This window comes from Tolypothrix sp. VBCCA 56010 (genome assembly GCF_050875635.1).
Classification (GTDB): domain Bacteria; phylum Cyanobacteriota; class Cyanobacteriia; order Cyanobacteriales; family Nostocaceae; genus Hassallia.
Map to the genome: position 1 here is coordinate 20,310 of NZ_JBPAOH010000079.1, position 15,446 is coordinate 35,755.

19 protein-coding genes are annotated in these 15,446 nt (G+C 42.9%); 9 read left to right on the forward strand and 10 right to left on the reverse strand.

Annotated elements, in window-relative coordinates; translation table 11 throughout:
- The 5 genes from AABK37_RS23995 to AABK37_RS24015 form a co-directional block, all read right to left on the reverse strand.
- Positions 1-321 carry a TSUP family transporter gene (locus AABK37_RS23995; protein ID WP_432554050.1) on the reverse strand — a complete coding sequence of 107 codons (321 nt, stop codon included), beginning with the start codon at positions 319-321 and terminating at the stop codon, positions 1-3.
- 86 nt (positions 322-407) lie between these two features.
- Positions 408-599, reverse strand: a complete 192-nt coding sequence (locus tag AABK37_RS24000; RefSeq protein ID WP_432554032.1) for a hypothetical protein — start codon at positions 597-599, stop codon at positions 408-410.
- Positions 600-758: 159 nt separating this feature from the next.
- Positions 759-1,490, reverse strand: coding sequence for a 2-phosphosulfolactate phosphatase (locus AABK37_RS24005; RefSeq protein ID WP_432554033.1), 732 nt, complete (start codon positions 1,488-1,490; stop codon positions 759-761).
- Positions 1,480-1,869: a VOC family protein gene (locus tag AABK37_RS24010; RefSeq protein ID WP_432554034.1), complete on the reverse strand. Its 390-nt coding sequence runs from the start codon at positions 1,867-1,869 to the stop codon at positions 1,480-1,482. Before AABK37_RS24010 ends, AABK37_RS24005 begins: the two co-directional genes overlap by 11 nt.
- Before the next feature lie 91 nt (positions 1,870-1,960).
- The gene (locus tag AABK37_RS24015) at positions 1,961-2,356 is read right to left on the reverse strand and encodes a hypothetical protein (protein WP_432554035.1); all 396 of its coding nucleotides are present in this window, start codon (positions 2,354-2,356) and stop codon (positions 1,961-1,963) included.
- A gap of 255 nt (positions 2,357-2,611) precedes the next feature.
- On the opposite strand from AABK37_RS24015, the gene AABK37_RS24020 reads away from it, so the two are divergent.
- A complete protein-coding gene (locus tag AABK37_RS24020; RefSeq protein WP_432554036.1) occupies positions 2,612-3,592 on the forward strand; it encodes an aldo/keto reductase in 981 nt (326 codons plus the stop codon).
- A 223-nt stretch (positions 3,593-3,815) separates the two neighbouring features.
- Here the strand turns inward: AABK37_RS24020 and AABK37_RS24025 are convergent, their stop codons facing one another.
- The 5 genes from AABK37_RS24025 to AABK37_RS24045 all read right to left on the reverse strand — a co-directional run bounded on the left by AABK37_RS24025 (position 3,816) and on the right by AABK37_RS24045 (position 6,829).
- Positions 3,816-4,727 (reverse strand): CmcJ/NvfI family oxidoreductase, encoded by a 912-nt coding sequence (locus tag AABK37_RS24025; RefSeq protein ID WP_432554037.1) that lies wholly within the window; start codon positions 4,725-4,727, stop codon positions 3,816-3,818.
- 102 nt (positions 4,728-4,829) lie between these two features.
- Positions 4,830-5,006: a hypothetical protein gene (locus AABK37_RS24030; protein WP_432554038.1), complete on the reverse strand. Its 177-nt coding sequence runs from the start codon at positions 5,004-5,006 to the stop codon at positions 4,830-4,832.
- Between the two features lie 76 nt (positions 5,007-5,082).
- Positions 5,083-5,943: a CmcJ/NvfI family oxidoreductase gene (locus AABK37_RS24035; protein WP_432554039.1), complete on the reverse strand. Its 861-nt coding sequence runs from the start codon at positions 5,941-5,943 to the stop codon at positions 5,083-5,085.
- A 3-nt stretch (positions 5,944-5,946) separates the two neighbouring features.
- Entirely contained in the window at positions 5,947-6,114 is a 168-nt protein-coding gene (locus AABK37_RS24040) for a hypothetical protein (RefSeq protein WP_432554040.1), read from the reverse strand.
- Between the two features lie 31 nt (positions 6,115-6,145).
- The gene (locus AABK37_RS24045) at positions 6,146-6,829 is read right to left on the reverse strand and encodes a glutathione S-transferase family protein (protein WP_432554041.1); all 684 of its coding nucleotides are present in this window, start codon (positions 6,827-6,829) and stop codon (positions 6,146-6,148) included.
- A gap of 943 nt (positions 6,830-7,772) precedes the next feature.
- On the opposite strand from AABK37_RS24045, the gene AABK37_RS24050 reads away from it, so the two are divergent.
- From AABK37_RS24050 to AABK37_RS24085, 8 genes are all read left to right on the forward strand, one after another.
- Positions 7,773-9,257: an amidohydrolase family protein gene (locus AABK37_RS24050; protein ID WP_432554042.1), complete on the forward strand. Its 1,485-nt coding sequence runs from the start codon at positions 7,773-7,775 to the stop codon at positions 9,255-9,257.
- Positions 9,258-9,384: 127 nt separating this feature from the next.
- Complete coding sequence (locus AABK37_RS24055; RefSeq protein WP_432554043.1) at positions 9,385-10,461, forward strand: aliphatic sulfonate ABC transporter substrate-binding protein; 1,077 nt, start codon at positions 9,385-9,387, stop codon at positions 10,459-10,461.
- 27 nt (positions 10,462-10,488) lie between these two features.
- Positions 10,489-11,400 (forward strand): TauD/TfdA dioxygenase family protein, encoded by a 912-nt coding sequence (locus AABK37_RS24060; protein WP_432554044.1) that lies wholly within the window; start codon positions 10,489-10,491, stop codon positions 11,398-11,400.
- 198 nt (positions 11,401-11,598) lie between these two features.
- Positions 11,599-12,978, forward strand: coding sequence for an LLM class flavin-dependent oxidoreductase (locus AABK37_RS24065; protein ID WP_432554045.1), 1,380 nt, complete (start codon positions 11,599-11,601; stop codon positions 12,976-12,978).
- A gap of 112 nt (positions 12,979-13,090) precedes the next feature.
- Positions 13,091-13,213: a hypothetical protein gene (locus AABK37_RS24070; protein WP_432554046.1), complete on the forward strand. Its 123-nt coding sequence runs from the start codon at positions 13,091-13,093 to the stop codon at positions 13,211-13,213.
- 91 nt (positions 13,214-13,304) lie between these two features.
- Positions 13,305-13,622: a helix-turn-helix domain-containing protein gene (locus AABK37_RS24075; RefSeq protein ID WP_432554051.1), complete on the forward strand. Its 318-nt coding sequence runs from the start codon at positions 13,305-13,307 to the stop codon at positions 13,620-13,622.
- Between the two features lie 279 nt (positions 13,623-13,901).
- On the forward strand, positions 13,902-14,510 hold the full coding sequence (locus tag AABK37_RS24080; RefSeq protein WP_432554047.1) for a hypothetical protein: 609 nt from the start codon (positions 13,902-13,904) through the stop codon (positions 14,508-14,510).
- A gap of 1 nt (position 14,511) precedes the next feature.
- The coding region (locus AABK37_RS24085; RefSeq protein WP_432554048.1) for a DUF262 domain-containing protein at positions 14,512-15,446 on the forward strand (935 nt) is incomplete at its 3' end.

Below are 15,446 nucleotides of genomic sequence, written 5' to 3' on the forward strand. Positions count from 1 at the left end.
CTAACCATGAATAAAAAAGTAGATGGTCATACTAAAAGCAACAACCATCACAACTGAGCGAATTAAACTAGGTTCAAGCCTACGAGCATAATTAGCGCATAAATAACCACCCAAAGAACCACCGACAGCCATCAAAATAGCTTGATGCCAAGCAATTATACCTGCAAAAATAAAGGAAATAATGGCAACTCCATTAATGCAACTTCCTAGAAACGTCTTAAAGGCATTCATAGTGTGAATATTTTTGATTCCTAAAAACGTCAGGGTTGCTAGCATTAGAATACCAAGACCTGCACCGAAGAAGCCACCATAGATAGCGATCGCGCTTTTGGGCTAACATGAGGTTGAACAACGGTGGGGATCCTGATGACTTCTGACTTTGACGCTGAAACCATGCTTTGAGCGGTTCACCGAAGGTAAACACCAGCGTTGCTAGCAACAATAGATACGGAATTAGAGGAGTGAAAAACATCTGGAGAGGTATATAACAAAGCAACAGAACCAAGCATTCCACCGACTAAACTGACACTACATAATAAGAATAATTGCCGTTGCGGGATGCTTAAATTATTACGATATGCTTTTGCACTCGCTTTCATCCGCTACCCATAAAGCAGTATTATTTGTTGCATTGGCAGTAATTGGAGGTACACCCGTAAAGATTAGGACTGGAAATGTAATAAAACTTCCACCCCCTGCCACAGCATTGAGTCCACCAGCAATAAACGCGGTAATAAATAGAAGTAAGGAATGGAATATCATAAAAGATGAATTGTGTTGTTGTTGATGTAAGCATTTTCAGTAAACAAAGGTACGCAATCGCTAACATTAAAAGCTGCTGCTAATTCAACATCTAACTCAAAACCTTTGGCAATCAATTCTTTTCCAGAACTGCATTGTTTCAAATAGGTTAATAAATCATGCTTGAATGCATGAAAAGCTACTACAGCAGTTTCTGCTTCTGGTGAGAGACTGCCATTTAAATAACTAAGAATTGCCCCTGCACCAATTAAATCTTCAAATGCTGGACGTAGGGTGTTATCTTCCCACTTTTCACCTGCGGGAATTACTGCAATTCGAGATCCATATTTTTGAGCAAATTTTGCCACAGCTTCACTATTTCGCAAACAACCAGCGATGGTGGGAGTCTTTGGAGTCAGCAACGTCAGAGAGGAACCGTTAGGAGATGGTATAACTAGCTTAGTTCCCGCAGGAATTTTAGTTAAAGATGCAGGAGAAAGCGAATAACCATCTTTGGATAAACGACCTTTTGATAATTCTGCTTGTAGAGATTGTGCATAGTCAAGCGCTGACTCATCTCTCCATTGGTAGGGATAAATAATTGCACCATTGTTTGTAGCAATTTCTGTTGAAGTTGAGAAAGATAGAACATCAACTATAACAATGACATCGCTAATAGGTGCGAGTTCAGAAACTCCTTTTGCACCCCATTCGCAGCGTAGGTTAAATTCTTCTTGGTCAAAAATCATTTTCTTGGTTCGTGAATTTTTCTGCTATTTCTATTCGATTTCCAGCTGGATCGCGCAAAAAGAAGCGATCGCGTCCTGGTATTGGTTGTCGATCGGCAATAATTTCCACACTATGCGCTTGTAAATGTTTCTGAAAAGCCTGTAAATCACTTACTAAGTAACAAATATGTCGTCTAGATGCTGCATTATCCGGATTTTTATCAATACTAATATGAATCTGAATATTTCCCAAAACATACCAAGCACCTTTATTCGCTTTGATTGTCTCAGGTTTAGGAATTTCTGTAAGTCCCAAAACTTTGCCGTAGAAAAATAGCATTGCATCTTCTGCTTCCGGGGAAGATGTCACTTGAATATGATCGATTGCATTCAACCACATGATTACTTAGTTTTACTTCAAAAAATTTACAAAATAAGCATCAACTCAGACATCCGATTGGTACTAACGCGATAAATCGTAGCTTGCATTTTTAGCTTTTATTTGGCTGTGGAATTAAACCCATATCCAAGTGTATAGGATATACTATCTTTTTCATAACAGGCAATTTTCGATAAAAAATGTCAGACCCTATAATGCAACCTATACCTTTAAATCCTAAAGCATTAGTAATACCAAATTGACTTGCTAATCCTCCAAAAAATAAATTATTAAATAAAAGTATTCCTAAAAACGTTGTTGTAAATATACTAGTAAGACCTCTTTTATTTTCATTACTTAGAATTAGCTGGATGAAGTTGCTAATTGAAGCCAGAGTTAAACTAGTACTCATCCCAATAACAAAAATGAGTATTAAGCAAATTTCTAGTTTGTTTAACTGGGAAAATACTATTAGCGCCAAACCAATAATTGCCGTAGAACGCGCCATGATTTTCTTAAGTTTAGATAAGCATAAATTTAGTATGCTTAATTTTATCTGATGAAAAACCAGGATACACCAATAGCTATTTTTTCGCGCTTTACGGATGGTCAATTGAAGAAGTCGGGAATCTGACAACCTTTTACGCTACTCATTTTTATAATAGGCACTAAAATGATAGACATACCGTAGTATACTGCTAAAAGGTGAAAAATCCTAGCTGTTTGCAAAGATGACCAACACAGCGACAGTAAAGTAAAGAATATGAAATACATAAATCTTGGCAAAACCGGACTGAAAGTATCGCGCCTGTCTCTTGGTACAATGACTTATGGCTCTCGCAAATGGCGAGAATGGATACTAGAAGAAGAAGAAAGTCGCCCATTTATCAAACTTGCTTTGGAGTTGGGGATTAATTTCTTTGATACCGCTGATGTTTACTCTTTGGGTGTTAGCGAAGAAATATTAGGGCGATCGCTCAAAGATTTTGCTAAAAGAGATCAAGTCATCATTGCTACCAAAGTTTACAGCCAAATGGGTGATGGTCCCAACGATCGCGGACTATCTCGCAAACATATTTTTGATAGCATTGATGCCTCATTACAACGGCTACAGACAGATTACGTAGATTTGTACCAAATTCACCGTTGGGACAACGAGACACCGATTGAGGAAACTCTAGAGGCATTGCATGATGTCGTCAAATCGGGTAAGGTACGTTACATTGGGGCTTCGAGTATGTACGCATGGCAGTTTGCCAAAGCTCTTTACACAGCAGACAAACACGGCTGGACGCGCTTTGTTTCCATGCAAAATCATTACAACCTAGTTTATCGGGAAGAAGAACGAGAGGTAATACCATTATCTCGCGCTGAGGGAATTGGGATAATTCCCTGGAGTCCCCTTGCACGCGGATTTCTAGCTGGAAATCGCCAAAAACAAGGTTATGGTGAAACCACTCGTGCTAAAACCGATGATTTTGCCCACAATCTCTACTATGAAGAATCAGATTTTCAAATAGTTGATCGCGTCGTAGAATTAGCTAAACAACGTGGAGTTACCCCAACACAGATTGCTCTAGCTTGGCTGTTGCACCAACCGGGTGTAACCGCTCCGATTATTGGTGCTAGCAAGATAGAACATCTCAAAGATGCAGTAGAGGCTGTGGATTTGGAACTTTCTCTTGACGAGCGGAAGTTACTTGAGGAACCTTACAAACCTCATCCAATATTAGGGCATCAGTAGAAAATGGGCGTTGCACAATTAAGGGATGCTTTATATCAGGGACGGGCAAGATGCCCATCCCACAAAAATATTAATTTGAACAGACAATACAACGCGCATTTATTTAAATAATAGGGCAAACGCGCCTGAAAGTGTTATAATATAAGATTACCAATGGTCAGATTCCCGACTTATTGAAAAAGTCGAGAATCTTGCAACCACTCAAAATTAATGATACAAAGCACTAGTTGCCATAAAAGACCAGCGCCCGCAATTCAATGCTTTCGCGGGGTGGGGCATCCGGCGGACTTGTCGGGTCGTCAAAGGCAGTGTGTGCCGCAAATCGCGCCCGTCCATCTTCCGCCGAGTCGAAGCACTTGATAAATAACGCCTCATTCGGTTGCAGTTGTGGAAAATAAAACCAGCGATGTGCTGGATTGTACGTAATCGCGTAAGTTTCACCAACGCGATCGCGATATACCAGATCCCCAGCTACCAAGTCTTTTGGTGCGATGCTTTGGGCATCACACACTGCCAATGGAGACTCTTGGACTGGTTGGGCGATCGGTCGCCAGACGTTGATTATGCTGAACCGATGTTGTAGAAGTTCTTCGATGTCGTCTGTTCCAGATGCTTGTAGCTCCGCACGAGCGCGACTATAGCCAGATTTGGCGGTGAAGTCGTTATGTACGCGCTTTACCGGCTCTTTTATATTGTTCTCGCCTTGCTTTACCCGCTGGATATTACGGAGGTTGTGGTCAAACACCAGCACCTTCTTTGCACCCGTCACATCTGCCAAAAGTTGCTCGGCTTCTGGGTAGTAGACGCGGCGCACCTCGTCTTCATCGTAAAAGTCGCGGACGGCGCTGTTGTGAGAGGCGTAAGCGAATCCCTCTCGATCTAAGGATAAATCTCGTGCGTTAGCGGAGCTTACCGTTCGCGGAGCGTCTCCGACAGGAGAAGGTATCGCACGAGCATTACGAATTGGCAGTTTGTGCGCTTCGTACACTCCGTTTTGTCTTGGAACACCTGCTGGTGGTTCGTAGGTGTAGTTGACAGGCTTTTCTGCCATTGGAGTCAGGTAATTTAGAACTGCCTCAACATAAGGCAAATCCTCTAAAACAGGTTTGGATAAAATTGGGCTGGATAAGCTCATAGATTGCATCCTTTTTTTGTCGAAATACTAGCTACTGGGAACTGGGGAAGAAAAATTATTTTCTTGTCCTTCTTGTTCCCTAATCCCCAGTCCCTCATTGCCTTACTTTTGAGCAGCACCGACGGCAGTAGGTTCACCGAGAATCTTGGTAAATCGTTCTATATAGTAGCTGACGGGATTTTCAACTGCCCGAATTGCAGGGCGATCGCGCACAACATTCCACCATTGCTGCAAGCGAGGTGTTTCTGATGGTAGTGTGAATTTGCGGAAGTAACGCATAATTAATTTTCACGCCTATGTCTAATAGACAATGGTATGTAGAGACGTTGTATTGCAACGTCTCTAATTTATTGTGCTATGCGGCATAGAAAACTAACGCCCGCAGCTCGATGCTCTCGCGGGGTGGGGCATCCGGCGGGCTTGTCGGGTCGTCGAAGGCAGTGTGTGCCGTAAACCGCGCCCGTCCATCTTCCGCAGAGTCGAAGCACTTGATAAATAACGCCTCATTTGGTTGCAATTGTGGAAAATAAAACCAGCGGTGTGCTGGATTGTACGTAATTTCGTAAGTCTCGCCAACGCGATCGCGATATACAAGATCCGCAACTACCAAGTCTTTCGGCGCGATGCTTTGCGCGTCACACACCGCCAATGGAGACTCTTGAACTGGAAGAGCGATCGGTCGCCAGACGTTGACGATGCTGAACCGATGTCGCAGAAGTTCATCGGGGTCATCTGTACCAAGTGCTGTCAGCACGGCACGGGCGCGACTATAGCCAGATTTGGCGGTAAAGTCGGTGTGTACCTGCTTTATTGGCTCTTCTACCTTGTTCTCACCCTGCTTCGCCCGCTCAATATTACGAAGGTTGTGATCGAACACCAATACCTTTTTTGCGCCCGTCACATCTGCCAAAAGTTGTTCGGCTTCTGGGTAGTAGACGCGACGTACCTCGTCCTCATCGTAAAAGTCGCGGACGGCGCTCTTGTGGGCGGCGTAAGCAAAGCCCTCTCGCTCTAAGGACAAATCTTGTGCGATCGCTCTAGCATTGCGGATCGGCAGCTTGTGCGCCTCGTACACTTGGTTCTGTCTTGGAATACCTGGTGGTGGTTCGTAGGTGTAGTTAACAGGCTTTTCTGCCATTGGAGTCAGGTAATTGAGAACTGCCTCAACATAAGGCAAATCCTTTAAAACAGGTTTGGATAAAATTGAACTGGTCATAGGTCATACCATTTTGGATTTTGGATTAATTAGGTAATGGGTAATGGGTAATCGGTAATGGGTAATGAGGCATGGGGAAAAGGGTAAAGGGTAAAGGGTAAAGGAAGAAGAGTTTTTCCCTTTCCCCTTTCCCCTTTCCCCCTCCTTTCTTACCAATGCCCTATGCCCCATGCTCAATGCCCCATGCCCAATGCCCCATGCCCTACTTTTGAGCAGCACCCACTGCTGTAGGTTCGCCGAGAATCTTGGTAAATCTTTCTAAATAGTAGCTCACGGGATTTTCAACTACCCGAATTGTAGGGCGATCGCGCAACACATTCCACCATTGCTGCAAGCGAGGTGTTTCTGATGGTAGTGTGAATTTGCGGAAGTGTTCTAAAAGGGGCAAGCGTTCAAACCAAGGATAGAAGCTGATATCAACTAAACTCAGCTTATCCCCTAACCAGTACTGACCATTACCAGACAGCTTGCCTAATCCTTCTTGCTCTATATATAAGAGAGATTCTAGAAACTCTCTTCTTCCCTGTTCTTGTTCGGTGCTATCTTTACCGCGTAGGAGTTTGTTAAACGCAGGTACTAAGCGAGTATTGGCGTAATCGATCCAAATGCGGGCGATCGCTTTTGCTCCCGGATCGCTCGGTAATAAAGGTGGTTCCGGGAAGACTTCATCTAGATATTCATTGATGATGGCAGACTCATAAATCTCCACATCCCCATGCTTGATAGCTGGGACTTTGCCATAGCGGGAAATCTGCGTGAATTTATCCGGTTTGTTCTGTAAGTCAATTTCAATCGGGGTAAAGTCAATTTTTTTTTCCAGCAAAACAACACGGGTGCGTTGGGAGAAGGTAGAACCTTTGGCGAAGTAAAGTTGTATGTTGCTCATGGAACGCTTTCCTTGTAAATATTGCGCTTATGTTAACGAGTTGCGCTTTCTGTGAGGATTGGGAGAATTTGAAAAAGGATTGGAACCCCAAACCGAATTTATGGGGATTTTGAATTCTCCCTGGCGGGTATCTACACCGGCTAATTCATCATACTACGGCTTGTCGGTCAATTTACCGTACAATTATATTGTATTGCAAAAACTGGAAACAGTCGGAAAAAATTGTTGAAAGTCGCGTTGGATATCAATTTAGTTTATCTAACAATTAGTAAACAATAAATTTAGAGAAACGTATAGTTTGTTTACTAAATACTTGTGTTGTCGCTCTTGTTATGCAATACTACTAAATTAATCACCGATAAATCGGTAGATTAACCGTAGATAATTGATTTTGGTGCAACTACTGCACAGGTCAACAAGAAGGGTGTGGGGTGTAGGGGGTAGGGTGTAGGGGAGAAGACGGCGTTGGTCGGGGCAGCAAACCCCGAAGGGCGCAATCGTCCTAAAGTACGGGGCGCTTAACCACTGGTCGTTGGGGCTATCTCTTTCCCCACACCCTGTCCCCCACACCCTACACCCCGCCCCAACGGGGCTTGGTCAATCATTCAGACACTTTGAGCAATCTTGCAATGCCCGATAGGGGTGGGTATCGCTGGCAGAAAAACAGTATTGAATTTTCCGGCGTTGCAGAGAAAGCGGGATGATTTTCACTTCTCTGTTTCTTAAAAACTTCTTCTTCTCCTGTCGGAGACGCTACGCGAACGCGTACTTTGCTACGAGTGCGGTTCGTTATTCATCCCTATTTTATGCAACGCCAATTTTCCTCTTTGAAAAACCTCTGGATGTATACAGGCATAGCTTGATGTGAGTTTCAATTTTTGCCCTTGTCGTGAAGCTCAATTTTTATCAGGGTCAACGAGTGACATAACTTTGGAGAAATTATATGACAATTGCCCTTGAACGTCCCACAAAGAAGTCTCGGTCAGCACAGATTCGGGAGCAACTAGGTTATCCCATCATTGATACCGATGTGCATACCCAGGAATTTGAACCTGCCTTTCTCGATTATTTAGCTCAAGTGGGTGGTTCCAAGATTGCGGATAGCTTCCGAGAACATCTACCCGGAGCAGGTCGCTATCGTTGGTTCCAGCAAAGTTGGGAAGAACGTCGCAATTACCGCACAGCTCGTCCTCCCTTCTGGGGTCGTCCCACGAAGGACACTTTAAATCTGGCAACTATCAGCTTGCCAAAGTTGCTGCACGAACGCTTGCAAGAAGCGGGGACAGACTTTGCTGTGCTGTATCCGAATTTGGCAACTCTTGCACCGCAAATCAAAAACGAAGAAATGCGAAGAGCAGTTTGCCGTGCAGCGAACCTCTATCATGCAGATATATTCCGTGATGTGCGCGATCGCCTCACCCCCATTGCGACGATTCCTCTGAATACACCCGAAGAAGGAATTGAGGAATTAGAATATGCAGTCAAAGAATTGGGATTGAAAGCGATTCAAATTCCCGCTTACGTTACCCGCGTTATTCCTGGCTTCGAGAAATATCCCGAAGAAGTGCAACGGGAAGCAACCTGGATTGATACCTTCGCTTTAGATAGCGCTTACGATTACGATCCCTTCTGGGCGAAGTGCGTAGAATTGAAAGTTGTTCCTACCACCCATGCATCTGGTATGGGTTGGACTGCTCGTCGCTCGATTTCTAATTACCAATACAATCACATTGGACACTTTGCTTCAGCAGGTGAAGCTTTCTGCAAAGCACTATTTTTTGGTGGTGTTACTCGGCGTTTCCCTTCCCTGAAGTTTGCCTTTTTAGAAGGTGGTTCAGCTTGGGGTGCTAGCCTTTATGCCGATATCATCTGGCACTGGGAAACCCGCAATCCAGAGATTTTACAGAACAATCATCCGGGTAACGTAAATAAAGAAGAATTGCGCGAACTCTTCGCTCGTTATGGTGGAGCAGAATTTCGCAATCGCTTTGAGGAAATTGGTAGTGGTTTAGGCTTCCACGGTAAATACTTTGCCCCAGAAGACCCAGGTGAGTTGAATGAATTTGCTGATGCTGGAATTACCAAACCCGAAGATGTACGCGATCGCTTCCTAAATCACTTCTACTTCGGCACAGAATCAGACGACACCCGCGTTGCCTATGCCTTCCATCAAAAAGCGAATCCTTATGGTGACAGAGTAAAAGCCTTCCTGGGTTCTGATTCTGGTCATTGGGATGTGCCAGATATCACCGCTATTACCTCCAACGCTTACAGCTTTGTGGAACGCGGTATTTTTAGCGAAGAAGATTTGCGTTACTTTTTATCTATCCATCCTTTGGAGTTGTACACCAGTCTCAATCGTGACTTCTTCAAGGGTACGGGAATTGAGAAAGAAGCAGAAGAATATCTGGTGAGTGTTGGTCGCTAAGAAAACGAATTTGTTTGCTTTGCCGTAAGAATTCCTCATCTTTATTCTCTGCGCTCTCAGCGCCTCTGCGGTTAATAAGTTTTTTTAACCGCAGAGGCGCAGAGAACACAGAGGTAAGAAAAAACCTATGATTACTACAGTCAAACCTCGGTATTTCAACATTTTTCACCGCTTTACGCTGTCCTTAGTGCCAGGATTGTTAATAGCGACTTCGTTGACGTTAGCTGGTTGCACGCAACAAAGCCAAAAAGCAACAAACCAATCTGCTGCAAGCAATGTATTGGACACTAAGACATCTAAAATCAAGACCAAAGTACTCCACATGGGGTATCAACAAGCTGGCGATCTAATTAGGGTAACGAAAGTCTTGGAAAAGCGCTTAGAACCCTTGGGTGTCAAGGTGGAGTGGGCGCAATTTGCCCAAGGTCCGCAGTTGATGGAAGCGATGAATGTCGGCAAGATAGATTTGGGTAACGTTGGGGAAACTCCCCCCATCTTCGCTCAAGCAGCTGGCGCTCAGATTGCTTATGTTGTTGGTCGGCGAAGTGACGGTAGGAGGAGTGCGATCGCTGTCCCACCCAATTCTCCGATTAAGAGTGTCAAGGACATCAAAGGACAAAAAGTAGTCTTCCAAAAAGCTTCTGCTTCTCACTATTTCATCCTCAGAGCCTTGGAAGATGCCGGTTTGAAATATAGTGATATTCAAGTCCAGAGTATACCCAACGTCGAAGCTAGTAGTGCATTTTTAGAAGGGAAAATTCCCATTTGGGTAACGGGCGATCCCCATCTAGCGAGAGCGGAAAAATTGGGTAAAGCACGAATTCTCAGGACTGCCGAAGGGCTTGATTCACCTGGCGGATACTATATTGCTGGCAAGCAGTTTGCAATTGACAATCCGGAATTGTTGCGGATAGTCATCGAGGAGATGGATAAAATCGAGCGCTGGGCTGAAACACATCCTCAAGAAACTGCAAAGCTAATCGCACCAGAACAGAAATTACCTCCTGATGTAATGGACTTGGTAATTAGCCGTCGCGGTTATGGATTGACACCGATTTCTCCTGACTTAATTAAGAAACAACAGCGAGTTGCAGATTACTTCCATAAAAATGGTTTGCTTCCCAAACCTCTCAATGTTCAGGAAGCCATGCTAACACCTGAACAATACGCAGCAATTAATCCGCCATCAATCAGTCAAAAATAACGTTAAAAAACTTGGAGACACAAAAACATGAGTTCTCAATACTTTGACATCCAACCAGTTGCAGGACGTATCGGTGCAGAAATTGTCAGTGTTGACTTGAGTGCTAACCTCAGCGATGACATCATCAGTGATATCCGCAAGACTCTAGTTCAATACAAGGTGATTTTCTTCCGTAACCAGCAACTCGATGCTAACGGTCAAGTCGCTTTTGCTCGTCGATTTGGTGAAGTTACCACCGCTCACCCCACCGTACCATCGTTCCCAGAACACCCAGAAGTTCTTGACCTGAATTATGGCAGAACTGCTGCCCGTGCGAACAACTGGCATACCGATGTAACATTTGTAGATCGCCCACCGCTTGGCTCTATTTTACGCACGCTTGTGATTCCCCCAGCTGGAGGCGATACTATCTGGGCAAACACGATTGCGGCATACCAAGATTTACCGATACATCTGCGTAATTTAGCTGACCAACTTTGGGCTGTACATAGTAATGCCTATGACTATGCAGAAGCCGCCGTAGACCTTTCGGAAGAGACTAAGGCTTACCGAAATGTCTTCACATCGACTGTATACGAAACTTTGCATCCAGTGGTGCGCGTCCATCCGGAGTCTGGGGAGCGCGGACTATTTATTGGTGGTTTTGTTCGCCAGATCAAGGGACTATCAACGACTGAATCAGATGACATTCTGCGACTGTTGCAATCCTACGTAAACCGTCCTGAAAATACAGTTCGTTGGCGTTGGCAAGTTGGTGATGTGGCATTCTGGGACAACCGCGCTACTCAACATTATGCAATTTCCGATTACGGCAACCAACCCCGTCACGTTCAGCGAGTAACCATCGTCGGTGACACCCCAGTTAGTATCGACGGCAAACACAGTCAGGCTATTAAGGGGGACTCTTCTGCATATATCCCAAGCTTAGTAACAGCTTGAGTATTAGACAAGATTGGAGAAATACTTTTTTGCCTCACGCAAAGACGAGGCAGTGCGTTGGACGGGTTCCCCGGCTTGAAGCAACTGCCGTCGCAGAGGCGCAGAGAATAAATTTAGGCATTGTAGTCTAAATAGCGAAACTCTGCGTACCTCTGCGCCTTCCTCTGCGCTACTCTGCGTTTTTTTAATTTCTTAAGTATGAGTACAAAAAAAAGACAATTGAGACTGGGTGCATTCTTGATGAGTTCTGGGCATCACGTAGCAGCGTGGCGACACCCAGATGCACGAGCCGATGGCGGTTTGAACTTCCAGCATTTTCGACAAATCGCGCAGACAGCAGAACGGGGAAAATTTGACATGATTTTCTTTGCTGATGGTGTGGCTGTGCGCGATCGCGGTAAAGGAACTGAAGCTTTGAGCCGCACGTCGGTTGTACACTTTGAACCGCTCACCTTATTATCAGCTTTGTCTGTAGTCACAGAGCGCATTGGGCTAACAGCGACGGTATCAACTACATACAACGAACCTTTTCACCTTGCCCGCAAGTTTGCCTCATTAGATTATCTCAGCGGTGGTCGTGCCGGTTGGAATCTCGTCACCTCTGCAACTGTTGCGGAAGCGCAAAACTTCAACCGGGAAAAGCACATGGAGCATACGCTGCGCTATGAGCGTGCTAAAGAGTTTGTGGATGTGGTGACAGCGCTGTGGGATAGTTGGGAAGATGATGCCTTATTGCGCGATAAAAAGTCAGGCATTTACTTCGATCCTGATAAGCTGCACATTCCCAACCACAAAGGCGAACATTTTTCGGTGCGCGGTCCACTGAATGTAGCTCGTCCAATCCAAGGGTATCCGGTAATCATTCAAGCTGGGTCTTCGGATGACGGTCAAGAACTCGCAGCACAGACGGCGGAGGTGATTTTTACGGCACAGCAAACACTTGCAGAAGCTCAGACTTTCTATGCGGGTGTGAAGGGGAAACTAGCGAAATACAAACGCTCCCCCGACCATCTGAAGATTATGCCGGGTGTGTTCCCGGTAATTGGCAGGACTGAGCAGGAAGCGAAGGACAAATACGAGCAACTTCAAGAGTTGATCCATCCGCAGGTTGGATTGGGTCTACTATCGGGGTTGGTGGGTGGAGTTGATTTATCCGGCTACCCTCTGGATGGTCCGCTACCAGAGTTACCAGACACTGAACTGGCAAAAAGCCGCTTGAAACTTCTAACTGACTTAGCCCAAAGAGAGAATTTAACGATTCGGCAGTTGTATTTAGCGATCGCCGGCGCACGCGGGCATCGAACGATACTAGGAACACCCGAACAGATTGCCGATCAGTTGGAAGACTGGTTTGTCAACGATGGGGCAGACGGATTCAACATCATGCCACCTTATTTGCCTGGTGGTTTGGATGAGTTTGTCGAACTGGTGATTCCCGAATTGCAACGACGCGGACTGTTTCGGACTGAGTACGAAGGGCGAACTCTGCGCGAGAATCTCGGCTTGCCCCGTCCGGTAAACAAGTTCAGCAAAGTTGCGGCTTCTCCTGAGCCGCTTCGAGTCGGTTCTTCTACGTAATTTTGCTGACATAATTATTTTAAAAATAGCAAGTATCAAGTTTCTGCTTTCGCGTGTCTCCCATGAGCCAGGATAACCTCCTGGCTTTTTCTATGGGAATAATTGGGAAGATTTGTTTAGATTTGAAATTTACAATCACAAGATAATGCGATCGCTATCTTCATCTAGTACAACAACCGTCATTTTCCGCTTTCCACTTTTGGCAGCAAAGCGGTTGGGTTTTGCCGAATGGTAATCCAAGTGATATTCAGGCAACATTCGAGTAAAAGAGCATTATGCACACAACTATAGCGCCAAGCAAAAGGATGAGAAAAATGATTGAGTAAATCAACGTAAAAGCAAGTAGTGGTAATGTTTTTGCGGATTTAGGTCTAGGTAATCCTAATGAATTACTTGTCAAGGCAGAGCTTGCGCGTCAAATCAACGAAATTATCACCACACAGGATATAACTCAAGTTGAAGCTGCTGAAATTTTAGGAGTCGATCAACCAAAGATTTCTGCTCTAATCAAGGGAAAACTATCAGGTTTTTCGACAGAAAGACTTTTCAGATTTTTGAATGCTTTAGGTTGTGATGTGGAAATTGTGGTGAAGGCAAAACCAGCAGAGCGCAAACACGCTCAGACAAAAGTTTGTAGTTTGTAGTGAGATAGAACATTTGTAGTGCGATCGCATGAATTGAGTAGAGAGGATGCGATCGCTACTCTCCTAGATAAATTGGGTTGCAAGGTAGCGCGTAAACATCATTTTAATTGTTGGGTTTCGTTCCTCAACCCAACAAGCCTGATACGTGCTTCGTTCCACCTCATTTTCCATTATAAGTACATATACTTATTGCTTCGATATATTCAATACTTTAAAATTACATATATTTTGCTTATAGCTTTTCTTAGGCTAAAATGTGTTGATTAAATAAAATACTTCATGTGGCAAACACTAATTGACCAAAGCCATATTAATCAAAATATTGATCGATTCAAAGTCGCATTGAGTGATTCTTTGCAGACAGATCAATTAATTGTTCAAAAATACATAATACATGGTACACCCTATGTTTTTAAAAATGACGAGGGGAAATATTTTGACCTTCAGCATGAAATTGCAACTAATTTTAAAGAAAATCCTAAGTGCGTACATATGGTTGGTTCAGCTAAATTAGGCTTTAGTATAGCTCCAAGAAAATTATGGAATTCATTTTCTGAAGAATCAGATATAGATATAGCAATTATATCTAGGACGCTTTTTGAACAATTTTGGTCAGAATTGTATGACTTCGATATTGCTTTGACAGATAGAACTGAAAGGGATGAACAAACATACAATAAATTTCTGAAATATTTTTTTAAGGGTTGGCTAAGACCAGATTTATTCCCTTTTAAATATTCTCGGAAAAATCAGTGGTTTGAATATTTCAAATCAATTTCTTATAAATATACACCTCAAAAAATAACAGGAGCAATCTACTATAGTTCTGAACTATTTGAAAAATATCATATGCAAAATATTAAAAGAATTAGACAAGGAGTTTTTTAGAATGGGCAAAAATGGTATAGCAACTAATAAAAAAGTTTTAGATTTATTCAATATGATGAAAAGCGGTAGTTTGATACTTGCTCCATCTTTTCAAAGAAAACTTGTATGGAATGATGCACATAAAGAGAAATTTATAGAAACAATTTTGTTAAAATTGCCTTTTCCGGAAATATATTTGGCTGATGGTGAAATTGATCTTGACACTCAAACATCAAAAACACTTGTAGTTGATGGGCAGCAAAGATTAAGTACTATCTATCAATTTGTAACTGCATCACCCGAATTTATTATTAAAAATATAAGTAGATTTGAAAATTTGTCTACGCAAGAAAAAACTGATTTTTTTGACTATACAGTTGTTGTGAGAGACTTGGGAAGAATTCCCGAAAGTGAAATTCGTGAGGTTTTTAAGAGAATCAACTCTGTGCAATATGCATTAAACGCTATAGAAATTAACAATTCCTTATATGAGGGAGAGTTTATAACAACAGCTAAAGATATTGTTGAAAATAATGTGCTTTTCAAAGGATTAGAAATATTTAGTGAAGGCGAATTTTCTAGGATGAAAGACTTAGAATATGTATTGTTAATAATGTCAATAATAGAAGAAGGTGGTTATTTTACCAGTGATAAAGAAATAAGAACTTACGTAGAAAAATATAATAATGAATATTTAAATAAAGAATTGATGATAAATAATTTTAATGAAGTATCAAACTTAATACTTGCATGTCATCTCCCTCCAGATAGTTTATTGATTAAAAAATCTAGTTTGTTGACTTTAATCATTGAACTAATAAAAATTAAAAATAAGTATACCTATCTTCCTGAAGAACAAAATTTAATTGTTGCTTTAAACTCTTTAGAAAAAGAACTTTATAATAATAGAACAGAAGATGTATATACAAATATATATGCTCAGTATTATTATTATAC